This is a genomic window from Stenotrophomonas sp. STEN018 (assembly GCF_056760235.1).
On sequence record NZ_JBRREK010000046.1, the window covers coordinates 14,781 to 37,567 of the forward strand.

Here is a 22,787-nt window from a genome sequence, read left to right on the forward strand (position 1 = left end):
ATCAATCTCGCTCAGGCGCGCCCAACGGAAACAGATGGCGGTAGCCGCGCGCCTCATCCACCGCACGCGCGAAGGATGGCCGTTGCAGCAACCGCTGGCGATAGTCGAGCAGCAACGGGTAGTCGTCACTGATGCGGTGCGTCCAGTCGGCGTAGAACAGCGATGGTGCTGCTGCGCAGTCGGCCAGCGAGAAACTGTCACCAGCTGCCCATTGCCGACCCGGCAACTGGCTCTCCAACCAGGCGTAGGCCAGTTCCAGCTTCTGTACCGCAAACGCACGCGCCTCATCGCGCTTGCCATCATCGCCACTCAAGGCGCCACCCACGGCGTGCTGTACCGGGCTCATCACATGCAGGTCGAAGAAGCGGTCATGGAAGCGCACGTCCAGCGCCTGCAGCGGATCTTCGGGCAGCAGCCGCAGCGGCCCGGCGTGCTTGAGCTGCAGGTACTCGATGATGATGCTGGTCTCCACAACGCTGCGGTCGCCGTCGAGCAGCAATGGAAACTTTCCCAGCGGCCAGCGCTGCAGCCATTGGCCTATGTATTCAGGCGTGTCTGGCCCGAGCAGGCGGAATTCGAAGACGATGGCGTTCTCATACAGCGCGATCAGCACTTTCTGCGTATACGAGGAGAACGGATGACCGTAGAGCAGCAGCGACATGGCGAAACCTCCGTGATCGAAACCGCAGCGCGATGTCACGCTGCCATGACAAACCGTTCAACCCATGCGATCGATGAACAACAGTCCATCTCTTACCCGCTGCCGGCACTGGCCTTCATCGCCAAGCCACAGTCGCTGGGTGCCGGCTGCCCGCTGAAGCGCGCAGCGATCCAGGCGATGGCCTGATCCGCCGAGACAATCGCCGTATTGGCATGACCGGTGTCCGGCAGCCGCAGATAGCCTGCGATTGCACCACGCTTGCAGCTCTGCTCGAAGAACGCCTGCGTCACCGGCGTGGCAATCAAGCCGTCAGCATCGGACTGCACCAGCAGCAGCGGTGCGCTGCCGGCTGGCAGCGCGGTGATGGAATTGCGCGCCATCAATCCGTCCCAGGGCGCACGCCGGCTCAGATCCAAACTGCCCAGCCGCGCACGCAGGCGAACCAAGCGGACCAGCGCAGCGGCGGAAAACGGATCGCCTTCGCAACCACTGGTGGCGCGATCAATCACACCTTGCGTGGTCTTGTTGGCGATGGTGGACAGATCGGCACCGTAGACCTTGGACCAGCTGCGCGCGGTAAATGCAGTCAACAGGCCACGAACGGTGGCGTCGGCGTGCTGCATGTTCGCCACCAGATCGGTAGGCGGTGATACCGCGACGACGCCCTTCAATTGCAGGTCCGGCGCATAGGCGCGCACCCGCTGCGCACTGAACAGCGCCGCATGCCCGCCCTGCGAATGCCCCCACACCGCAAAGCTGCGGCTGGCACCGGCGGCAGACAGCGCGGTAGCAGCACGTACCGAATCCAGCACGGCCGCTGCGGTGGCGTCGCCGGCCAGATACGCATGCGGTCCACGCGTACCCAGCCCCGGATAGTCACTGGCCACTACCACCCAACCACGCGCCAGCATGTCGGCCAGCCCGGGGATCTGATCCAGCGTGCGAATCGGGGTACAGGCGGCATCGATGCCTACCGTGCCATGCGCCCATGCCACGACGTCGCGTCCTTGCACCGGGCTTGGTCCATCGGGCGCAACCAACACCCCGGTTGATTGGGTGGGGCGGCCGTTGACGTCGGTGGTTTCGTAACGAATTCGCCACGCCTTGGTACCGGCAGGTGCGCCGTCGGTTTGCGTGGCCTCCAGCAATTTGCCAGGGGCGGCCAACACGGGCGTGCTGCCCAACAGCAGCCACATGACCAACAACAGACTGCACATCACGGCGATCTTCATGCTTGGCAGTCCCTGGCTCCCGGTTGCGCTGATGCTAGCTCAAAGCGGGGCGGGCGTTGCTGGCACGCCAATCTCAAGTCGAAGACTGGGCACGGCCCCCCTCCCCGCTCTTGTGGGAGCGGCGTCAGCCGCGAAGTCGGCCCAATTCCCGCTGACAGAAATTCTGTAATCCCTTGGTGCCGGTCGCTTTGGGCCTACCGGCTTCGCGGCCGACGCCGCTCCCACAAAAGACGAGGACCGCCTCATCTGGCAATCAACCTTCTGCTGCCACCGCGATTCCGGCCAACACCTGGAGCATTCCGCAAACCGCAACTCTGCTTTCCATCTCAGCGCGTTGTGAGCACACACGCCCATGCCCATGTCTTGGGGGTCAGCGGCTTGGCAGCTGCCGGCCGCAGCCGTCATGCGCCGCCATCAGGCCATGCCCTCCCCCAATCGCTTTCCCTGGAACACCGAAATGACTTCGCTTTTCGAACCGTACAAGCTTGCTGGAACCACCCTTTCCAACCGTATCGTCATGGCACCGATGACCCGCTCGCGCGCGCCGGACGACATCGCCGACGAGCGCGTGGCGCTGTACTACGCCCAACGCGCCAGCACCGGGCTGATCGTCAGCGAAGGCACGCCGATCTCGCGCGAAGGCCAGGGCTACCTGTTCAATCCGGGCATCTATACGCCGGAGCAGATCGAAGGCTGGCGCCTGACCACCAACTCGGTGCACGCGCTCGGCGGCAAGATCGTCGCGCAGCTGTGGCATGTCGGTCGCATGTCGCACCCGTCCATCCAGGAGGATGGCCGTGCGCCGGTCAGTGCCAGCAGCAAGCAGCCCGCCAATTCCAAGGCCTTTGGTTACACCGAACAGGGCGAGCCCGGCATGGTCGATCCGCCGGCGCCGCGCCAGCTGAGCACCGAAGAAGTGGCACGGGTGGTGAACGACTTTGCCCAGGCCGCACAGAACGCGATTGATGCGGGCTTTGACGGCGTGGAAATCCACGGCGCCAACGGCTACCTGCACGAGCAGTTCCTCAATCCGCTGGTCAATGATCGCAGCGATCAATACTCGGCCGACACGCTGGAGAACCGCATCCGCTTCACGCTGGAAGTGATCGACGCCATCGTCGCGCGCATTGGCGCTGACCGCACCGGCATCCGCCTCTCGCCATACGGCAACATCTTCGACATGCCGGCCTACCCGCAGACCGATGAGACGTATACCGCGCTTGCCCAGGCCATCGGCGAGCGCAAGCTGAGCTTCGTGCATCTGATGAACCAGGCCGGTTACTCAAGCAGCGAGCCAGGTCAGGCCGGCTTCAACACGCTGCTCAAGACCATCAAGAGCAAGCTGGCGGAAACCACCTTGATTCTTGCCGGTGGACTGAACCGCGACTCAGCCCAGCAGCTGATCAACGAAGGCCAGATCGACCTGGTCGGCTTCGGCGTACCGTTCATCAGCAATCCGGACCTGGTCGAACGCCTGCGCAATGGTTACCCGCTTGCCAAGGCCGACCCGACCACCTTCTACGGCGGCAATGGCAAGGGTTACATCGACTACCCGCCCTATAACGCTGCAGGCTGACAACAAAGCTCCGCGCGGCATTCCCAAAGCGGAGCTTCGCAACGCTCTTGTAGGAGCGGCGTGAGCCGCGAAGCCAAAGCTCCATACGCCATGTGTCCCTGCAATTGCACAGCCCGGCGCATGCGTGCTGTTTTCCGGCTTCGCGACTGACGTCGCTCCCACAAAGGATGAAAATCCGATGGCATCGGAGCGACTATGGCTTCTCTCCGGCATACGGGCTGCAGCACTCCCGCAGCAACCGCTCCCAACTGGAACCAAGCTAAATGACCATCTCGCTTCTACCGCAGAACATGCTTGGCCATTGGACCGGGCGCACTCCAGAGATCTGCGAATTCCAGCATGGGTCCACCCTGGTCTTCGTCGAATACGTTGACGCCTACCCCATGGAACGCAAGCTGGCGGCCGCCCAGCTGACCATCGACGACGCAACGGCGGAGATCCCATGTGCTGTGGCCTTTGCATCGGCGGTTTCCGCGGCAAGGCATCCAGAGTTCTGGAAGCACGCCAACCGCATAGCCCTCACGCAGGCTTTGTTGATCGTGTTCAGTGTGCGCTACGTCCCTGATTGCGATCAGCCTATCTATGAGATTTCCTGGAACCCAAGCTTCCAGCGAGAATCAGGCTTGGCGTATTCCGAAGACTGGATCAAGGAAACGGTCGAAGTAAGCACCCCAGACGACTACGAATTCATCCGCGTAAAACGGATCAGCAGGAACCAGTATCAGCTTCTCGACTGACAGCCTGCCTAGAACTGCCCGCGCTCAACGCCTTGCATCCACGCATCCGGCTTCGGCGTCCACTCGCCCTCGCCCAACACCGCTTCAAGCAGGTTCTGGATGGGATAGCCAAGATGCTGCTCTGCTGCCAGGCCACCATCACTCATCTGCGCCGCCACCACGAACGCACGGAATGCGCGCTCATCCCCTGCCGCGAGCGCAGTGATCTTCTTGGCAAGATCGTAGGACAGCCGGTTGCCATCGTCCGCAGCCAGAAATGATTTGCCCGACCAGAACGCCTGGATGCTCTGCTCATTCCAGTAAGCTGCATGCTGGGCGGCGATCTCATGCGGGTAGTACATCTGCGCGCCCGGTGCCGCAAGTTGCGGATACAAGGTGTGCTCGGTATTCACCGCCAAACCCTCGTTCAACCAGGCCGGAATCGGCAGATGCTGCAGCAGGCAATGGGTAAGCTCATGGGCGATAACCGGCTCCATCGAGTCGATGATCTCCAGCGGCATCACAAAGTGGCCGTAACCGGCCTTGATGAACATGCCCGATGACATCGCGTACTCGCCATCGTCTGGGTAGTAGTGCGACACATAGGCGTAATAGTCCTCCTGATCCGCGAACACCATAACCACATGCTTGCCCTGGTTCTGTTCGACGGCAAGTTCACCCAGGCTGCGGTTGATGCGCGACAGCAGGCGCTGGCAGCTTGCAAGAAATACCTCGCCGGGCCGATCCATCAGGTTCGACAGCAGCAGAAAATCAGCGGACTCGGTAATCCGGTAGTGCTCGCCGAGCCGCTGATTCAGGGCTTCCAGCCACTCCTTTGCCGCCGACGTGCGATGGATATGCATGCCTTCTGCATCCATCCCTGCCGGAGCGTCCTCGCTGATGCGCTCCCAGTCCGCTATCGGCAACTGGGTGCCGTCATACCAATGCATCCGTACCGGAACACGTGGCAGCGCCGGCGTTGGCTCCTGCTGTTTTTCCCGTGACAGGTGGGTGGCCAACCATCCGATCAGGAGGAAGATCACCACAAAACACGCCACCAGGAACAGTACGCCTTTGCCCTTGTCCCGGCGCTGCTCTGCATCGGCGTCATGCGACGGCGCAACCGCAGCGGTGGCCGCTGGCACAATCACCGCGGCAGCGACGGCAGATGACGCCGCAGTCAACTCAATCCTGGTAGCAGCAACAGCCTCCGGCACAGCAGCAGTGCTCATTCCCGCCTGCGCCATACAAAGGAGCAGGATCAGCGCAAACTTCATGCCGCGCCCCTCTCTGCCGCCGATGCATGCCGCACGGCTGACCACGGCACGCCAATCTCCGCTACGCGCATCTGCTTGATCACATCACATCTCCCTGTGCCTGGCCGCGCATGATAAAGCCTTCGCATGACGCTGACGGCACTGCAATGCCGCCACCCAGGCGTTGCAGCCTCGTGCGTTAAAGAAACCACTGCGCTGGCCGCTATATCACGCGGGCGTACGTGCCGCGCACTGGAAAGCGCCCAGTATCATCTCCCATCGAAATCCAAGGAGTTCCAATGAAGACGACATTGACCGTCGCACTGATCACACTGCTCGCATCGCCCACCCTGTTGGCTGCCGACTATGGCTCCTACAAAGGCAGCGGTGGCATGAGCGCCCACAAGATCAAGGCCAACGTCTATGAGTACCACTATGACAATGGCTTCACCGGCGCGGACGCGATGGGCTGGGACCCGAACCTGCAGTTCGCCTGGTCGCGCATCGCCGCGGCAAGCGCCTGTGGCGTTGCCGTGGACAAGGCAAAGGCCATGGATGCCTTGCAGGCGCAGTACCAGCAGGACCCGATGATCCAGGAAATCGTAGGCGTCGGCTTCCACGAAGCGCAGATCAAGGCCAACCGCCAGTTCTGCAGCGAGGCACGTGTGGCTGCACTGCGCCTGCTGGTGCCCAGCCTTGAGGATGGCAGCTTCGAGAAGCCCTTCAACTGAGCACAGCGGGCCGCGATCCACGCGTCAACGCAGTGCGGGCGACAGCACTTACTCCGCTTCCTCGCAGGTGCCGTCGTCCTTCAGCAGTGCAGGATCCAGCGGCCGGGTTTCGTCGATGAGCGCACGTTGCTCGGCGGTGGGGTTGCCCAACCAAACCGCCTTGCAATGCGAAACCAGCCGGCCAACCAAGCGTGCCTGCTCGGGCTGATAGAGCATCGCCAGCTGGTGCGTATCGCACTGATGCGCCTGGCAGGCCGTGTAATACCACCAGGTTTCGCTCCCCAGTATCTTCGGCACGCCCGGTGCACTGGGGCCGCTGAGCAGCCGCTCACGTAGCGACGGCATATCCGGATCAGCGCGGTCGTGCGGGGCAGCGTCCTTCAGCAGCGCATCGAATGCCGCCGTCACCTTGGCATCAGCGCGGCCGCAGTTATCCACGGTATTGCCACCCACCAGGGTGAAGAAATGCGTCGCCAGCGGGGCTTCCTCGCAGCTTGGCTCATGGTCGAACGCCGCCGGCGTAGGTGCATCACCCTCGGGATCCCCTTCTTCATAAGGGGACGATTCGGTGTCCACGATCCCGTCATCGGAACCTGCGCCGGCCTTGGTCGGCGACTCGGCCGTCGGCGCCACGGCAGTGGTGCCCTCTGCATCGCCTGCCGGCACCTGCTTGCAACCCAGCAACAGGCCCACAAGCAGCGACACTCCCAAAATTCGGACTTTCATTTTCCACCCCAGGTAATCAGTACGTTGCATCCATGTAGTTCCCGATCACGCAGTGGGAATCGGCCGATTGTAGCTTTTTGCACCTGCAACTGAGCGCGTGAGCTGGTAACCGTAGCAATACTAGAAGCGGCTGGGAAAGCCGACATCCGACGCCGCTCACGCTTCACACCTTTGGAACCAGATGCGGCTCATTCTTCCCCTGCTTCCAACCTGCCCGGCCGACTTTCTCGGCAACGGCTGGAACACCACGAACGTCGCTACGTCAGCGCACACCTCGCAGGAGTCGTTCAATGAATGCCACCAAGAGAATCTCGTTTTCCTTGTCCGTAGCACTCGCCGCGACTGGCACCGCATATGCCGCAGATCCTCCGACCAATAGCTGGCCTGCCAGCAAAGTGGGCGAAGCAACGCCAGTAGTGCAAGCAATGCCGCCAGCCCTGGCCAGGAACCTTGCCACCTTCGACGACCTGGATTTCCGCGTCTATACAAAGCAGCAATGGGATGACCTGCACCTGAGCCACGCCAAGGACATCGTCGTGCACTACCCGGACGGCCACACCACCACCGGCTTGCCTGACCACATCAAGGAGCTGGATTTCATGTGGACGTTCGCCCCCGACAACCGTATCACCGAGCACCCGGTGCGCTTCGGCTCGGCCAATGCCGAGTGGACGGCCGTCGCCGGCTTCATCGAAGGCACCTTCAGCAAACCAATGGTGCTGGCCGACGGCACCGTGATCCAACCCACCAACAAGAAGTACCGCCTGCCAATGGTCACTATTGGGCACTGGAATGCACAGGGGCAGATGACGGAGGAATTCCTGTACTGGGACAACGCCGCTTTCATGAAGCAGATCGGTGTTGGCAACTGAGGTCGATACCACTCACTCCAACATGCCGACTGATGCACCGAAGCATCGCTCTGGTGGCCCGGGTAGGCGTCGCGCGCCCGGGCCACTGCATCCACCTATCGAGTGAAGCTGTTCGCTACCGCAGCTGCTCAGGCATGGAGCGCCGAGTGACAAGCCAGAACACTCCGGCAACGCCACAAGTCGCCGCACCCAACAGACAGACACCACTCCAGCCTGCGCGTGCGTAGGTTGCCGTGGTGGCAATCGCACCAACCCCGCTACCTATCGCATAGAACAGCATGTACAGCCCGACCAATCGGCTATGTGCCTGAGGCCGCTCGCGGAGAATCATGCTCTGGTTGCTGACATGCAGCGCCTGCCCGCCCAGATCCAAGAGCACGATGCCTACCGCCAATGCCAATAGTGACTGCGACATCAATGACAGCGGCCACCACGCCAGCAGCAGCACCAACAAAGCCATCGCGGTGACGGTTTGACCTCGCCCGCGGTCGACCCATCGGCCCGCTCCAGTGGCACCCAACGCACCGATCACGCCGACCAGCCCGAATGCACCAATAGCCGTGTGCGAGTAGCCGTAAGGCGGCGCACTCAGCGGCAACACCAGCGCGCTCCAGAAGATGTTGAACGCCGCGAACATCAGCAATGCCAACATTCCACGGATCTGCAGCACCCTGTCCTGCTGCAGCAACCGCGCCATCGACGCAATCAGCTGCACGTAACTCACTGTTACTGCGCTCGCAGGCAAGCGCGGAAGCTTGCGGTAGAGGAGCCCAGCCAGCAGCAGCATCGTCAGCGCCGCGACGATGTAGACGCTGCGCCAGCCGCCCAGGCCAGCAACACCACCAGCGACCACCCGCGCCATCAGCAGGCCAATGAACACACCCGCCTGCGCTGCGCCCACTACCCGCCCGCGCTCACCATCGCCGGCGGCGCTGGCTGCATAAGCGATCAGGCCCTGGGTCATCGCCGTGCCGAGCAAGCCAACCACCAGCATGCCCGCCAACAGCAGCCACGGCGATTGCGCCCATGCCACCCACAGCAGTGCGACCACCAAGGCCAGCAGCTGGACCAACATCAAGCGGCGTCGCTCAACTCTGTCGCCCAATGGCACCAGTAACAACAAGGCCAAAGCACTGCCAACCTGCGTTGCAGTCACCACGCTGCCAACGGCGGCCAGACTGATGCCCAACGATGCGGCGAGCAAGTCCAGCAGCGGCTGCGCGTAATACACATTGGCCACGCACAGCCCGCTGGCGATGGCGAACAGCCACACCAATCCTGCAGGCATCGAATTGCCCGCAGGCGCTGCGATCGCCTCGCTGCGTACCGGGGATACTTCCAATGGCAGATTCATGCCGGATCCAATCCAGTTGCAAATAGCAACCAGATGAATGCTAGCGGACTGCGGTTTTAAAATGCAACTACAATGGATGCATCCACAGGAGCCGCCATGTCCCGTCGCAGCCCAGAACACGACTCACCCTGCCCGGTGGCACGCAGCCTCGACCTTGTCGGCGACCGCTGGTCGCTGCTCATCCTGCGCGACGCATTCGATGGTGTGCGCCGCTTCGGCGACTTCCAGCGCAGCCTGGGCGTGGCCCGCAACATCCTCACCGACCGCCTGCGCAAGCTGGTGGACGCGGACATCCTGCAGCTGCATGCCGCATCGGACGGCACCGCCTATCAGGAGTACGTGCTCACACCCAAAGGCGAGAGCCTGTTCCCTATCCTGGTCGCCCTGCGCCAGTGGGGCGAACAGCATCTCTACCAGCGCGGCGAACGCCACTCGCAGCTGCTCGACAACCGCACTGGCAAGCCGGTTCCATTGATGCGGCCACAAGGAAAGGACGGAGCGCTACTGGCACCGTCGGATACACAGGTGCGCAAGCTGGTGTGATGTTGGGGGCGCAGCGTTGGTTGCTTATCCGTTGATGCAGGAAGCAAAAACGCAGCGTCTGCGACAACGTCACGGATAGTTGGAAGAACCTGTGTGCACCTCGAACGCGAAGCCCTGCGTCTTCTCCACTAGTCTTCCTGTCCCGACTTCTCCTTGACGCCGTGATGGTCATAGCTGATCACACGCTCCAACTCCCAGCGCCCCTCCACACGGCGCCAGAGATGTACGAATCGAGCTTCGCCGGTAAGGCGCTCGGGGCCGCTTCCGACCCGCTGATAGAAACGATGGTCGCCCATCTCCAGGGCACGGTCCTGCTGCATCGGGAACACCTGCAGGGATTCCTTTACCAACGCCCGTCGTAGCCTTGGCCGCACGCCTGCGCGCTGGTCATCACACATGGTCGCGATGGAGTGCTGGAAATCGGCACGATTGCTGGCAGATTTACCGCCCTCATCGTGAAAGAACTCCATGTCCTGCGTGGTCATGGCCGCGGCTTTGGCGGCATCGCACGCTTCAAATGCCGCTGTGAACAGCTGTGTATCCGCCTGGAATATCTGGTCATAGAGCGGATTGACCGTCGGCGCGGCGCCAACAACTCCGGCAGCAAGCAAAGGCAAGGTGAGCAGCAGCATGGTGAGGTACTCGGCGGGATGACCAGGCGCAGCGTGGCATGCATCTTCCGCTCGCCGCGCGCCCGTCCGACGAAAGCGGGAATTTCGCTACTGAAGCAGCAGAAAGGCGGAGCGAAACTCGGCCGTGATCCTGATGCGGTTCACTTTGACGAAGCTGGGGAAACTTGTCGCCTGCCCGTAAACTTGATCCAGGCATTCTTAGAGGTCTCCGGGCAATCTAGCCCCAAGGAGACCACTGATGCGCAAGAGCAAATTCACCGAGAGTCAGATCGTTACGACGTTGAAGCAGGTTGAGGCTGGAAGGCAGGTCAAGGATGTCTGCCGTGAACTTGGCATTTCCGATGCGACTTACTACGTCTGGAAGTCCAAGTACGGCGGCATGGAAGCTTCGGACGTGCAGCGGTTGCGGGACGTTGAAGCTGAGCACGCAAAGCTCAAGCGGATGTACGCCGAACTGGCGATGGAGAATCATGCGCTGAAGGATCTGATTGCAAAAAAGCTTTAGACCCGGCGCATAAGCGCCCGCTCTTGGCCTGGCTGCAGGACCGCCACGGCTGGAGCGAACGCCGGGCCTGTGCGGCGATTGGGATGCCACGGTCGACGGCACGCTACCGCCATCGACCGGATCGGGACGAAGAGGTGATCGCGCTATTGGCCGAGCTCTGTGAGCGTTTTCCGGAGCGCGGCTTCGGTAAGCTGTTTCTACTGATTCGTCGCCGCGGTTTGGTCTGGAATCACAAGCGTGTCTGGCGTGTGTACTGCCTGATGAAGCTGAATCAGCGTCGGCGAGGAAAGAAGCGTCTTCCAAACCGGCACCCGATGCCGTTGGTGGCCGGCGAGCAGATCAACGGCAGTTGGTCGATCGACTTCATGTCCGACGCGCTTTGGGATGGGCGAAGGTTCCGGACATTCAACGTAATCGACGATTTCAGCCGCGAGGCTTTGGCCATCGAAGTTGATCTGAATTTACCGGCTACGCGGGTCATCCGCACTTTGGAACGAATTGCGGCGTGGCGCGGCTATCCCGCAAAGCTTCGCCTGGACAACGGCCCCGAGTTCATCGCCTTGGCGTTGGCGGAATGGGCTGAGCGCAAGAACACCGCGCTGGATTTCATCGAGCCAGGACGGCCGATGCAGAACGGCTTCATCGAACGCTTCAATGGCAGCTTCCGACGTGGCGTGCTGGATATGCACGTCTTCCGTAATCTCAACGAAGTACGCGAACAGGCGGAGCAGTGGCTAGCCGACTACAACACCGAGATCCCTCACGACAGCCTTGGCGGGCTTACGCCCGCCGAGTTTCGCCAGTTCCACGAGCCGGAAACCTCTAATTTAGCCTGGCACTAAATTACGGGGAGTCGACAAATGAATCCAATATATTTAGCGGATGCACTTATCCGCACTTGCTATACCCACAATTCAAGCAAGTCTGGCAGCCGTCCATGATCACCAGCGCCTTGGTGTTGCACTTGTGGCACATGGTGGCTGCGGCCGGGAAGCTGCCGTTGTCGGCGCTTTCGGAGTCGGCTTCGGAGGCAACGGCAACTTCAAGAGCTACCCCTCCCCGGCCCTCCCCTTCGCTTTGCGAAAGGGAGGGAGCGAGCGCGGCGCTTTGCGCCGGCGCTGCAGTTACTTCACTGTTTTTTTTTGAGCGTTCTTCGAACTGCTTGCGCTTCTCGGCGATCAGGGCGCGCTGGTGGGCGCTCATTTCCGGGTCGTGCAGCAGGCCGATCGACTTCATGTGCTCTTCGACGATGGAGCCGAGCTCGGCCACCAGCGACGGCATGTACACGCCGCCGGCTTTGAAGTAGCCGCCCTTGGGGTCGAATACGGCCTTCATTTCGTCAACGATGAAGGTGACGTCACCGCCCTTGCGGAACACGGCGGACATGATGCGGGTCAGTGCGACGATCCACTGGAAATGCTCCATCGACTTGGAGTTGATGAAGATCTCGAACGGGCGGCGCAGCTCGTGCTCGGTGTCCTGGTTGAGCACGATGTCGTTGATGGTCACGTAAAAAGCGTGCTCCACCAGCGGTGATTTGATCTTGTAGGTGCTGCCGATCAGCACTTCCGGGCGCTCGATGCGCTCGTGCATGTGCACGATGTTGTCGATCGGGGATTCGTCCTGGGCCGGTGTGACCGTGGCCTTTGCCGCGGCTGCTTCACGGGCTTTGTCGTCCGGAGTGACGACGGAGTAACCCTTGATTTTCTTGTCGATCTTGACGGCCATGGTGCGAATCCTGGTTATACGTTGTGGTGCTGCGATGCAGGTGGCGGCAACCCCGTCCCTGTGGGACGGGGCGCGCGGTGCGGCTTACTTGCGGGTGGCCTTCTTGACGGCCTTTTTCACTGCGGCGGCCTTCTTGGCAACCGTCTTCTTGGCGCTGGCTGCTTTCTTGGCAACCGTCTTCTTTGCGGTGGCGGCCTTCTTGGCCACGGTCTTCTTGGTCAGGGCAACCTTCTTGGCAACCGTCTTCTTGCTGACGGCTACTTTCTTGGCAACCTTCTTGGCGACCTTCTTTTCAGTGGCCTTCACCGTCTTCTTGACGGCCGCGACCTTCTTGGCAGCCTTCTTTTCGACCTTCTTCACTGCCTTCTTGGCAGCGGCGGTCTTCTTGACGACAGCCTTGGCAATCTTCTTCTCGGTGGCCTTCACCGACTTCTTGGCGGCAGCAGCCTTCTTGCTGACGGCCTTGGCGACCTTCTTCTCGGCAGCCTTCACCGTCTTTTTGGCCGAGGCGACCTTGGTAGCCGCCTTCTTCTCGACCTTGGCAATGGCCTTCTTGGTCGCTGCGCGCTTGCCGGCGCCCTTCTTCTTCAGCTCGGTGGCTTCAGCCGTGGCGCTGGCCTTGGCGGCTTCCAGCTTCTGGCGGACGGAGGCAACCTTCTTCTTTACTTCTTTCTTTGCCGCGCTGGCTTTCTTGGCGACGACCTTCTCAGCCTTCTTGACGGCCTTTTCAGCCTTCTTGACGGCCTTCTTGACCTTGACGACCTGCTTCTTGGCGCCAGCCTCAACCTTCTTTGCAGTGGCCTTCACTGCAACCACGGCGTCGCTGGCGGTTGCCGCGATGCTCTCGCCCGCGTGGGCGACGGTTTCCTTGACGGTTTCTTTCACGTTCTCGGCAACCTGGGTTACGGTCGCGGTCACACCATTACCATTGCTCATAAAGCCCTCCTAAGGGCATCGGGTCTGTAATGTGGCGATGCTATATCGAAGCCGATGCAACGTGAAACAAGCGCGCAACATGAAGGTGGCGACGAAGCCACCGTCATGCCCTCCCAGCGCGCGGCCGGGAGGGCGATGAAGGCACTTAGAACTTGCCGTAATAGCCTTCTTTGAGGGCGTCGAACAGGTTGGCGGCGGTGTGCATTTCGCCGTCGTACTCGATCTGTTCGTTGCCCTTGACCTCCACCGTCTGGCCGTCTTCCAGCTCGAAACGGTAGGTGGTGTTCTCCAGATCCGCTTCCTTGACCAGCACGCCCTGGAAGGCAGCCGGGTTGAAACGGAAGGTGGTGCAGCCCTTCAGGCCCTGCTCGTGGGCGTAGCGGTAGATATCCTTGAACTGCTCGTACGGGTAATCGGTCGGTACGTTGGCGGTCTTGGAAATCGAGCTGTCCACCCACTTCTGCGCGGCGGCCTGCACGTCCACATGTTCCTTGGGCGAGATGTCGTCGGCGCTGATGAAGTAGTCCGGCAGCTTGGCGTCAGCCTCGTCGGAGAACGGCATGGCCTTGTCGTTGACCAGCTGGCGGTAGGCCAGCAGCTCGAACGAGAACACGTCCACCTTTTCCTTGGACTTCTTGCCTTCGCGGATCACATTACGGCTGTAATGGTGCGCGAACGAGGGCTCGATGCCGTTGGAGGCGTTGTTGGCCAGCGACAGGCTGATGGTGCCGGTCGGGGCGATGGAGCTGTGGTGGGTGAAGCGCGAACCGACCGTGGCCAGTTCTTCCACCAGCTCCGGGGCCACCGTGGCCACGCGCTGCATGTAGCGGCTGTAGCGGGCGTGCAGCACCTTGCCGGCGATCTTCTGGCCGAGCTTCCAGCCGTCCTTCTTCATTTCCGGGCGCTGGCGCAGCATCGCGGCCGTAACCGGGAACTGCTCTTCCATGATCGGGGCGGCGCCCTTCTCACGGGCCAGCTCCAGGCCGGTTTCCCAGCCAGCCACGGCCATGTCGCGGGCGATGGCTTCGGTGAACTCGCAGGATTCGGTGCTGCCGTACTTCATCTGCAGCATGGTCATGGTACTGCCCAGGCCGAGGAAGCCCATGCCGTGGCGGCGCTTGCGCATGATCTCGTTGCGCTGCTGTTCCAGCGGCAGGCCGTTCACTTCGACCACGTTATCGAGCATGCGGGTGAACACGCGCACCACTTCCTTGTACTCGTCCCAATCGAACGAGGCCTTGTCGGTGAACGGGTCACGCACGAACTTGGTCAGGTTCACCGAGCCCAGCAGGCAGGCGCCATACGGCGGCAGCGGCTGCTCGCCGCAGGGGTTGGTTGCGCGGATGTTTTCGCACCACCAGTTGTTGTTCATCTCGTTGACGCGGTCGATCAGGATGAAACCCGGCTCGGCGTAGTCATAGGTGGAGACCATGATCATGTCCCACAGGTGACGGGCACGGATGTGGCCATACACCTTGCAGGCCACCAGGCCGTCATCGCGGACGATGTAGTTTTCGTGGGTGGGCCAATCGCGCCACACCACTTCCTCACCGCTGGACGGGTCCAGCTCGGCCTGTTCCTTGGTGTTGATCGGGAACACCAGCTGCCAGTCGGCGTCGGTGTTGACGGCTTCCATGAAGCCGTCGGTGATCAGCAACGACAGGTTGAACTGGCGCAGGCGGCCGTCTTCGCGCTTGGCGCGGATGAAGTCCTTAACGTCCGGGTGGGATACGTCAAAGGTGCCCATCTGCGCGCCACGACGGCCACCGGCCGAGGACACGGTGAAGCACATCTTGTCGTAGATATCCATGAAGGACATCGGCCCGGAGGTGTAGGCGCCAGCGCCGGCGACGAAGGCACCGCGCGGACGCAGGGTGCTGAACTCGTAACCGATACCGCAGCCGGCCTTCAGGGTCAGGCCCGCTTCGTGGACCTTCTCCAGGATGCCGTCCATCGAGTCGGTGATGGTGCCCGACACGGTGCAGTTGATGGTGCTGGTTGCCGGCTTATGCTGCTGCGCGCCGGCATTGGAAGTGATGCGGCCAGCCGGGATCGCGCCGCGGCGCAGGGCCCAGGCAAAACGCTCATACCAGTAGGCACGCTTGTCGTCGGTAGCCTCGGCGTCAGCCAAGGCACGGGCCACACGCAGGTAGGTGCCGTCGATATCGGCATCCAGCGCTTCGCCCGCCTTGGTCGTGAGGCGGTACTTCTTTTCCCAGATGTCCTGCGAGGCAGGTTGCAGAGGGATCATGTCCGACTTGGTTTGATTGCTGACCACTTCCAGACGCACCGTACTCATGATTGTGGAAACTCTCCTGGGGCACCTTGCGGTGCGATTTTCTTTTCCCAAACAGGCCGGGCAGCAAAGACAACGACGCGCAGGCGCGTGATTACGCGCCTGTCGGCGGGATGAGGGGATTCCGGAGATTTCCGGTTTTCTGCATCACTGTCGCGGTCATTGCACGCCTTCCGTTGGGGTGCTTGCACCCCAAGCACCAAACCCTACTGCTTGGGGACGTTTTTCACATCAACCCAACATCTAGTGGGTGATGACCCGATCAAGCTTACCCACCCACAGGGTGATGTCAAACGAAAAATGTACGTCTTCTCTATTGCATTCCGTGCAGGGCTTGAGGCTCTTGGGATTGCGGCAATGCAGAAGTTTCATTGCCGATTTAGCTGCCCCCCGCCACACTCGTGTTCAGCAACCCGCCCCACCCCGGTGCCGCCCTCGGGCACCCACGCATGGAACCCCCGGCAATGCGACCTATCCCGACCCTGCTGACCCTGGCCCTGGCCGCCGCCTTTGGCGGCTTCACCGTCTCCGCCATCAATGCCCACCTGGACAACCGCGCCGATGCCGCCTCGCTGAGCACGGCACTGCCCACCAGCGCTGCGCTACCGTCCGCGGTCGCCGGGCAGGCGGTGCCGTCGCTGGCGCCGATGCTGGAACAGGCCATGCCGGCCGTGGTCAGCGTCAATACCAAACAGGTGGTGCGGGTACGCAACCCCTATTTCGACGACCCGTTCTTCCGCCGCCTGTTCCCGCAGGTGCCGCAGGAGCGCATCAACGAGTCGCTGGGCTCGGGCGTGATCATCGATGCAGCGCGCGGTTATGTGCTCACCAACCACCACGTGGTCGAGAACGCCGACGACGTGCAGGTCACCCTGGCCGACGGCCGCACGGTCAAGGCCGAGTTTCTCGGCTCTGACCGCGACACCGACATCGCCCTGATCCGCATCCCCGCCGACAAGCTCACCGCGCTGCCGCTGGGCAATAGCGACCAGCTGCGCGTCGGCGACTTCGTGGTGGCGATCGGCAACCCGTTCGGCTTCAGCCAGACCGTCACCTCGGGCATCGTCTCGGCGGTTGGCCGCAGCGGCATCCGCGGGCTGGGCTACCAGAACTTCATCCAGACCGACGCCTCGATCAACCCGGGCAATTCGGGCGGCGCACTGGTCAACCTCAACGGCCAGCTGGTCGGCATCAATACCGCCAGCTACAACCCGCAGGGCAGCATGGCCGGCAACATCGGCCTGGGCCTGGCCATTCCGTCCAATCTTGCCCGCGACGTGGTCGAGCAGCTGATCACCAAGGGCGTGGTGGTGCGCGGCACGCTGGGCGTGGAAACCCAGAACCTCACTCCGCAGATCGCCCAGGGCTTGGGCCTGGAAGAAGCCCGCGGCGCCTTGGTGACGCGCGTACTGGCCGGTTCCGGCGCAGCAGCGGCCGGGGTCAAGGCCGGCGACGTGGTCACTGCGATCAACGGCCAGCGCGTGGACAGCGCACAGGCTCTGCACAACTTTGAAGGCCTCTCCACGGTAGGCCGCACGGTCGATCTGGAAGTGCGCCGCGACGGCAAGCCGTTGCAGCTCAAGGCCACTTTGAAGGAACAACCGCGCGCAGTAGCCGGCGACACGCTGGATCCGCGCCTGAGCGGCGCCACCTTCGCCGACCTGCCCGAATCGCTGCGCCAAGCCGGCATCAACGGCGTGCTGGTCAGCGAAGTGGCACGCGGCAGCCGCGCCGCGCAATCGGGTCTGGCCGGTGGTGATGTGATTCTTGCCGCCAGCAGCGGCGCGTTCACCGACCTTGCCGGTTGGCGCGCCAGCTTCGGCCAACGCCCGCCGCAGCTGGTGTTGAGCATCCTGCGCGGTGGCAGCCAGCGTGGCCAATTGATGATGCGATGATGTTCAAGTGAGCATCTTGTTGTGCTGGCGTAACGTTGTTTACACCCGGCAACTGCTATTTGTTGAGTTCTGTTGCAACCGCGCGCCATCTGGCGCAACCGCTGAAACCAGGAGATCACGATGAGCCCCACCAATACCGAGAACATGAAGGACCACCTGGGCGAGGCTGGCGCACACCTGAAGTCCGCCGCTTCCGCCGCTGGCTCGGCCGTCAAGGGCGCTGCCGGTGCTGCCGGCGACGAACTGCGTCTGGGCAAGGCCAACATGAAGGCCGAACTGTCCGACAGCGCGCTGTCTGGCCTGGCTGCCGCTGAACTGGGCGGTGCCGCTGCCAAGGAACAGGTCGACGCACTGATGGACAAGGGCAAGGACCTGCTCGACAGCGCCGCCGACCTCATCCGTGAGCGTCCGCTGGCCTCGTTCGGCGTGGCCTTCGCCGCTGGCTGGATCATCGCCAAACTCGCCCGCAGCAACGACTGATCGGCGTGAGCGATAACGCAACACCGCCCACCGGCGACGATTCCACCCCGGGCCAGGCGCCCGGGCTGGAAGAAAGCATCCGTCAGGTTGGCGCAGCCGGCCGGCAGACGCTGGACTCGGCTTCCAACACGCTGCGCTCCCTGCGCCGGCTGGCTTCGGCCGACCTGTCCTTGGCGCGCAGCGCGTTTGGTCGTTCATTGGCGTGGAGCGGCGTGGCCATCGTGTTCGGCGCCTCGGCGTGGCTGCTGTTGGCAGCCACCGCGGTGGCGATGCTGCAATACATGGGCTTGTCGCTGTTCGTCTCGCTGCTGATCCCCACCCTTACCAGCCTGGCCGTCACCGGCTACGCGATCTGGCGGGTGTCCTACTTCTTCCACCACACCGGCATGCATGCCACCCGCCGGCAGTTGTCGCGGCTGGGCCTGTTTGATGAGCCCGATGGCGAAGACCCCGATGCCGGAGTGAAGATCCCCGGGGAGCACACACCGTGAATTTCGAAGCCCTGCAACGCCGTGTACGCCGCGCTGAAGCCGTGGTGCAGGTGCGTGGCGAGGAAGCCACCCAACACTGGAACCAGCTCAACCAGAGCTGGCGCAGCGCGTGGACACCCGGCCGCATCGTGGTTGTCGGTCTGGCCGGCGGTTTTCTGGCCGGAAAGCTCGAGCCCGGCGGCGCCTTCAGCGGCAGCCGCTGGCTGCAGATGATCGGCTCGGTGTCCGGACTGGTCAGCAGCGCACAGGCCTCGGTCGCCTCCTTTGCCGCCGCTGCGGCTGCGGCCGGGGTGATGGCCGGGCAGACTGCGGCCGATGCTGATGAAGGCGACGACGAGGGCGACGAGGACAGCACGCCGCCGCCCGCCGCTGCAGCCGCCAGTGCGCGCAACAACACGCCACCCGGCCCCGCCGAAGCGGCGACAGAGCTGTCAGAATCCTGAGCACGGCGCCCTTGCGCGCCGTTCCGTTCACGGAGCGCTGCCCGCATGTCTGACCCGTTGCCCGAAGCCATACCCCGCCCCACCGAAGCCCCTGCACCGCGCCCACGCGCGCCCGTCTCGCTGGTGGTGCTGGCGACGCTGGCGGTGGGCTATACGTTGTGGGCCGCACAGGAAGTGATCCTGCCGGTGCTGCTGGCGATGTTCTTCGCGCTGATCGGCAACCCCATCATCCGCCTGCTACAGAAACTGCACCTGCCACGTTTTCTCGGCGCACTGCTGGTGCTGGCGGCAGGCCTGGCTGGCAGCGCCGCGCTGACCGTGCAGCTGGCCGGCCCGGCCGCCGAATGGGTGCAGGCGGCGCCGCAGCAGATGCGGCAGATCTCGCGGCAGGTGCAGGACTTCGTCAAACCGGTGCAGCAGGCCAACCTGGCGGCGGAGAGCTTCGCCCGCGCCGCTGGCGGTGAAGGCAACCGCAAGGTGCAGATCATCCGCACCCAGCTCGACGATCCCTACAAGGCTCTGGTGCGCACGCCCAAGCTGGCCGCCTCGGCGCTGGCGGTGGTGCTGCTGACCCTGTTCTTCATGATCTATGGCGAAAACCTGCAGCGGCATGTGATCGCGCTGCTACCCAACCGCCAGCAGAAGCGCTTCACCGCCGAAATCCTGCGCTCGATCGAGCGCGAGCTGTCGCGCTACGTGCTGACCATCACCATCATCAACGTCGGCCTGGGCCTGATCCTGTCCGGCGTGCTGATGCTGCTCGGCATCGCCCTGCCCGAAGCCCTGCTGTGGGGCACGGTGGCCGCACTGCTGAATTTCGCCCCGTATGTAGGGCCGCTGATCGGCATCGTACTGATGCTGCTGATGGGCTTCGTCGAATTCCGCGATCCGCTGACCGCCTTGCTGCCGGCGCTGGCCTACCTGGCCTTGCACACGCTGGAAGGGCAATTCATCACGCCTATCGTGCTCGGCCGGCGCATGGCGATATCGCCGCTGATGCTGATCCTGGCGCTGATGTTGTTCGGCTGGCTATGGGGCATGGTCGGCCTGCTGCTGGCGGTGCCGCTGCTGGTCTGCGTGAAGCTGGTGCTGAGCCGGGTGGACGGCATGCACGGCTGGGCCAAGCTATTGGAGTAGCGTCCCTATTGTGGGAGCGGCGTAAGCCGCGAAGCTGATGGTGCTACCGGAATCCGCGTCCATGCCAACTGATGATGTACCTGCTTCGCGGCTCACGCCGCTCCCACAAGCAAGATCGGGCAGCCGCGGCCCCGACAGGCCCGGCTCATGGGCTTGGCGTAAAATGGCCGGATGAACTTTCCCGTACTCGCCATCACCCTCGATCTGGACGACACGCTGTGGCCGTTCGCTCCCATCGGCGCTCGCATCGACCAGGTGCTGCACGATTGGATGCTGCAACACAGCCCGGCCACCGCCAGCATGTACCCGGTCGCGGCCATGCGTGAACTGCGCGAACGCTCGTTCCGCGACAACCCGCAGCTGCATTACGACCTGAGCGCATTGCGCCGGCTGACCCTTGCCGAGGCGCTGGAAAAAAGCGGCGCCAACATGGAGCTGCTGGATCCTGCGTATGAAGCGTTCTACGCCGCGCGCAACCAGGTCGAGTTCTATCCCGACGCACTGGCCGCGCTGCGCCGCATCGCCGCGCGCGTGCCGGTGGCAGCTGTGAGCAATGGCAATGCCGATCTGCAGCGTATTGGTATCGGCGAGTTGTTCGCCTTCCAGCTGGGCTCGCGCGAATTCGGCGCAGCCAAGCCGGCCCCGGGCATCTTCCATGCCGCCTGCGAACGCCTTGGCGTTGAGCACGCGCAGGTACTGCACGTCGGCGATCATGCCGAAATGGACGTAGCCGGCGCCATGCGCGCTGGCCTGCGTGGTTGCTGGATCAACCGCGAAGAACATTCATGGACCCACACCGAGCTGCAGCCCGACCTGCAGTTCGACACCCTGACGGGACTGGCCGACTGGTTGGATGCAAATGCATCCTCGCAGCAGCGCTAAGCCCACGGCCGCCAGCAGACGCAAGAGAACACCATGACCCCGATTACCGCTTACACCACTGATTCCACCAATGCCCTGCCGCTGTACGTGCTGGACCGCGACGGCTTTGCCGCGTGGAAGGCACAGCAGCCGGCCGCCGTGCAGGCCTGGGCCGCAGCACAACAGTTCAACGCCGCACCGAACAGCGTGCTGCTGATCCCCGGCGACAACGGCATTGCCGGTGCGGTGCTCGGCGTTGGCGACCACGCCGATGCCTACGCCTATGCGCACGCCCCGTTCGCGCTGCCGGCCGGCACCACTTGGCAGGTCGCCAACGAGCTGGACGCGAGCAGCAGCGCCAACCTGCAGATTGGTTGGGGCCTGGGCAGCTACCGCTTCGACCGTTACCGCAAATTGGCCCGCCCGGCCGCACAACTGCTGGCAACACCGGTCGCTGAGATTCTCGATGTGGTGACCGCCTGCCTGCGCGTGCGCGACTGGGTCAACACACCGACCGAAGACATGGGTCCGCAGCAGCTGGAAGACGCCGCGCGCGATCTGGTCGAAGCCCATGGTGGCGAACTGGAAGTGATTGCCGGCGACGAACTGCTGGAAATGAATTTCCCCACCATCCACGCCGTCGGCCGCGCCTCGCACCGTGCGCCGCGTTTGATCGTGCTGCGCTGGGGTACGGCTGGTGCGCCGCATCTGGCGCTGGTCGGCAAAGGCGTGTGCTTCGACACCGGCGGACTGGACCTGAAGCCGGCCGACGGCATGCGCAACATGAAGAAGGACATGGGCGGCGCCGCGCATGCCATCGCCCTGGCTGGCTTGGTGATGGCGCAGCAACTGCCAGTGCAGCTGACCCTGGTGGTGGCTGCTGTGGAAAATGCCGTCGGCCCCGATGCCTTCCGTCCCGGCGAAGTGATCACCACCCGCAAGGGCATCACGGTGGAGATCGACAACACCGACGCCGAAGGCCGGCTGGTGCTGTGCGACGCGCTCACCTACGTCAGCGAGCAGAACCCGGACACCATTCTTGATTTCGCCACCCTCACCGGTGCTGCACGCATCGCGCTGGGCCCGGATCTGCCGGCCTTGTTCGCCAATGACGACACCTTGGCCAACCAATGGCTGCAGGCCGGCGACGCCACCCGCGACCCGCTGTGGCGCATGCCGTTGTGGCGTCCCTACCTGCGTTACCTCAACAGCGGCATAGCCGACCTGGCCAACGCCGGCTCGCGCATGGCCGGCTCGGTGACCGCAGCGCTGTATCTGGAGCGTTTCATCAACGAAGGCCAGGTGTGGGCACACTTGGACGTCTACGCCTGGAACGACGGCGAGCGCCCGGGCCGCCCGGCCGGCGGTGAAGCCCTGGCGTTGCGCTCGGCGTGGGCGATGTTGAAGACCCGATACGGCGCCTGAAGCGTCCCGGCTTTTGGTAGTGCCGAGCCATGCTCGGCATTGGGGCATGCTTCAACTGTAGTGCCGAGCCATGCTCGGCATTGGGGCATGCTTCAACTGTAGTGCCGAGCCATGCTCGGCATTGGGGCATGCTTCAACTGTAGTGCCGAGCCATGCTCGGCATTGGGGCATGCTTCAACTGTAGTGCCGAGCCATGCTCGGCATTGGGGCATGCTTCAACTGTAGTGCCGAGCCATGCTCGGCATTGGGGCATGCTTCAACTGTAGTGCCGAGCCATGCTCGGCATTGGGG

Annotated in this window: 22 protein-coding genes; 13 read left to right on the top strand and 9 right to left on the bottom strand. The window is 63.0% G+C overall.

What is annotated here, in order from left to right; genetic code table 11:
* Window position 1 precedes the first annotated feature (1 nt).
* Window positions 2-661: a glutathione S-transferase family protein gene (locus ACVOMB_RS16140; protein WP_481532102.1), complete on the bottom strand. Its 660-nt coding sequence runs from the start codon at window positions 659-661 to the stop codon at window positions 2-4.
* Between the two features lie 92 nt (window positions 662-753).
* Entirely contained in the window at window positions 754-1,893 is a 1,140-nt protein-coding gene (locus tag ACVOMB_RS16145) for an alpha/beta fold hydrolase (RefSeq protein WP_481532103.1), read from the bottom strand.
* A 457-nt stretch (window positions 1,894-2,350) separates the two neighbouring features.
* On the opposite strand from ACVOMB_RS16145, the gene ACVOMB_RS16150 reads away from it, so the two are divergent.
* Both ACVOMB_RS16150 and ACVOMB_RS16155 read left to right on the top strand, forming a co-directional pair.
* Entirely contained in the window at window positions 2,351-3,469 is a 1,119-nt protein-coding gene (locus ACVOMB_RS16150) for an alkene reductase (RefSeq protein WP_481532104.1), read from the top strand.
* A gap of 263 nt (window positions 3,470-3,732) precedes the next feature.
* Window positions 3,733-4,206: a hypothetical protein gene (locus ACVOMB_RS16155; protein ID WP_481532105.1), complete on the top strand. Its 474-nt coding sequence runs from the start codon at window positions 3,733-3,735 to the stop codon at window positions 4,204-4,206.
* An 8-nt stretch (window positions 4,207-4,214) separates the two neighbouring features.
* Here ACVOMB_RS16155 and ACVOMB_RS16160 read toward each other — a convergent pair whose 3' ends face one another.
* Entirely contained in the window at window positions 4,215-5,417 is a 1,203-nt protein-coding gene (locus tag ACVOMB_RS16160; protein ID WP_481532106.1) for a hypothetical protein, read from the bottom strand.
* 323 nt (window positions 5,418-5,740) lie between these two features.
* On the opposite strand from ACVOMB_RS16160, the gene ACVOMB_RS16165 reads away from it, so the two are divergent.
* Window positions 5,741-6,172: a hypothetical protein gene (locus ACVOMB_RS16165; RefSeq protein ID WP_481532107.1), complete on the top strand. Its 432-nt coding sequence runs from the start codon at window positions 5,741-5,743 to the stop codon at window positions 6,170-6,172.
* A gap of 48 nt (window positions 6,173-6,220) precedes the next feature.
* On the opposite strand, the gene ACVOMB_RS16170 is transcribed toward ACVOMB_RS16165, so the two are convergent.
* A complete protein-coding gene (locus tag ACVOMB_RS16170) occupies window positions 6,221-6,898 on the bottom strand; it encodes a hypothetical protein (protein WP_481532108.1) in 678 nt (225 codons plus the stop codon).
* 290 nt (window positions 6,899-7,188) lie between these two features.
* Here ACVOMB_RS16170 and ACVOMB_RS16175 point away from each other — a divergent pair, with 290 nt between their 5' ends.
* Window positions 7,189-7,770, top strand: a complete 582-nt coding sequence (locus tag ACVOMB_RS16175; RefSeq protein WP_481532109.1) for an ester cyclase — start codon at window positions 7,189-7,191, stop codon at window positions 7,768-7,770.
* Window positions 7,771-7,885: 115 nt separating this feature from the next.
* Here ACVOMB_RS16175 and ACVOMB_RS16180 read toward each other — a convergent pair whose 3' ends face one another.
* Complete coding sequence (locus tag ACVOMB_RS16180) at window positions 7,886-9,124, bottom strand: MFS transporter (protein ID WP_481532110.1); 1,239 nt, start codon at window positions 9,122-9,124, stop codon at window positions 7,886-7,888.
* A gap of 96 nt (window positions 9,125-9,220) precedes the next feature.
* Between ACVOMB_RS16180 and ACVOMB_RS16185 the strand changes: the two genes are divergently transcribed.
* Window positions 9,221-9,667, top strand: a complete 447-nt coding sequence (locus tag ACVOMB_RS16185; RefSeq protein ID WP_481532111.1) for a winged helix-turn-helix transcriptional regulator — start codon at window positions 9,221-9,223, stop codon at window positions 9,665-9,667.
* Window positions 9,668-9,795: 128 nt separating this feature from the next.
* Here ACVOMB_RS16185 and ACVOMB_RS16190 read toward each other — a convergent pair whose 3' ends face one another.
* Window positions 9,796-10,299, bottom strand: a complete 504-nt coding sequence (locus tag ACVOMB_RS16190; RefSeq protein ID WP_481532112.1) for a DUF4440 domain-containing protein — start codon at window positions 10,297-10,299, stop codon at window positions 9,796-9,798.
* A gap of 238 nt (window positions 10,300-10,537) precedes the next feature.
* Here ACVOMB_RS16190 and ACVOMB_RS16195 point away from each other — a divergent pair.
* A protein-coding gene (locus tag ACVOMB_RS16195; protein WP_481532113.1) for an IS3 family transposase occupies window positions 10,538-11,646 on the top strand; the annotation gives its coding sequence in 2 pieces (ribosomal slippage) (window positions 10,538-10,799 and window positions 10,799-11,646; 1,110 coding nt in all).
* A 46-nt stretch (window positions 11,647-11,692) separates the two neighbouring features.
* Here ACVOMB_RS16195 and ACVOMB_RS16200 read toward each other — a convergent pair.
* From ACVOMB_RS16200 to ACVOMB_RS16210, 3 genes are all read right to left on the bottom strand, one after another.
* Complete coding sequence (locus tag ACVOMB_RS16200; RefSeq protein ID WP_481532114.1) at window positions 11,693-12,532, bottom strand: TSCPD domain-containing protein; 840 nt, start codon at window positions 12,530-12,532, stop codon at window positions 11,693-11,695.
* Between the two features lie 84 nt (window positions 12,533-12,616).
* Window positions 12,617-13,468 carry a histone gene (locus tag ACVOMB_RS16205; RefSeq protein WP_481532115.1) on the bottom strand — a complete coding sequence of 284 codons (852 nt, stop codon included), beginning with the start codon at window positions 13,466-13,468 and terminating at the stop codon, window positions 12,617-12,619.
* Window positions 13,469-13,613: 145 nt separating this feature from the next.
* Complete coding sequence (locus tag ACVOMB_RS16210) at window positions 13,614-15,767, bottom strand: adenosylcobalamin-dependent ribonucleoside-diphosphate reductase (RefSeq protein WP_481532116.1); 2,154 nt, start codon at window positions 15,765-15,767, stop codon at window positions 13,614-13,616.
* A gap of 461 nt (window positions 15,768-16,228) precedes the next feature.
* Between ACVOMB_RS16210 and ACVOMB_RS16215 the strand changes: the two genes are divergently transcribed.
* The 7 genes from ACVOMB_RS16215 to ACVOMB_RS16245 all read left to right on the top strand — a co-directional run bounded on the left by ACVOMB_RS16215 (window position 16,229) and on the right by ACVOMB_RS16245 (window position 22,496).
* The gene (locus ACVOMB_RS16215) at window positions 16,229-17,659 is read left to right on the top strand and encodes a Do family serine endopeptidase (protein WP_481532117.1); all 1,431 of its coding nucleotides are present in this window, start codon (window positions 16,229-16,231) and stop codon (window positions 17,657-17,659) included.
* 120 nt (window positions 17,660-17,779) lie between these two features.
* A complete protein-coding gene (locus ACVOMB_RS16220; protein ID WP_481532118.1) occupies window positions 17,780-18,139 on the top strand; it encodes a hypothetical protein in 360 nt (119 codons plus the stop codon).
* Window positions 18,140-18,144: 5 nt separating this feature from the next.
* Window positions 18,145-18,630, top strand: a complete 486-nt coding sequence (locus ACVOMB_RS16225) for a phage holin family protein (protein WP_481532119.1) — start codon at window positions 18,145-18,147, stop codon at window positions 18,628-18,630.
* Window positions 18,627-19,073, top strand: coding sequence for a protein sip-5 (locus tag ACVOMB_RS16230; RefSeq protein ID WP_481532120.1), 447 nt, complete (start codon window positions 18,627-18,629; stop codon window positions 19,071-19,073). The genes ACVOMB_RS16225 and ACVOMB_RS16230 overlap by 4 nt, the downstream gene beginning before the upstream one ends.
* A 45-nt stretch (window positions 19,074-19,118) precedes the next feature.
* The gene (locus ACVOMB_RS16235; RefSeq protein ID WP_481532121.1) at window positions 19,119-20,210 is read left to right on the top strand and encodes an AI-2E family transporter; all 1,092 of its coding nucleotides are present in this window, start codon (window positions 19,119-19,121) and stop codon (window positions 20,208-20,210) included.
* 171 nt (window positions 20,211-20,381) lie between these two features.
* The gene (locus ACVOMB_RS16240; RefSeq protein ID WP_481532122.1) at window positions 20,382-21,092 is read left to right on the top strand and encodes an HAD family hydrolase; all 711 of its coding nucleotides are present in this window, start codon (window positions 20,382-20,384) and stop codon (window positions 21,090-21,092) included.
* A 33-nt stretch (window positions 21,093-21,125) separates the two neighbouring features.
* Window positions 21,126-22,496 (top strand): leucyl aminopeptidase family protein, encoded by a 1,371-nt coding sequence (locus ACVOMB_RS16245; protein WP_481532123.1) that lies wholly within the window; start codon window positions 21,126-21,128, stop codon window positions 22,494-22,496.
* Window positions 22,497-22,787: the final 291 nt, after the last annotated feature.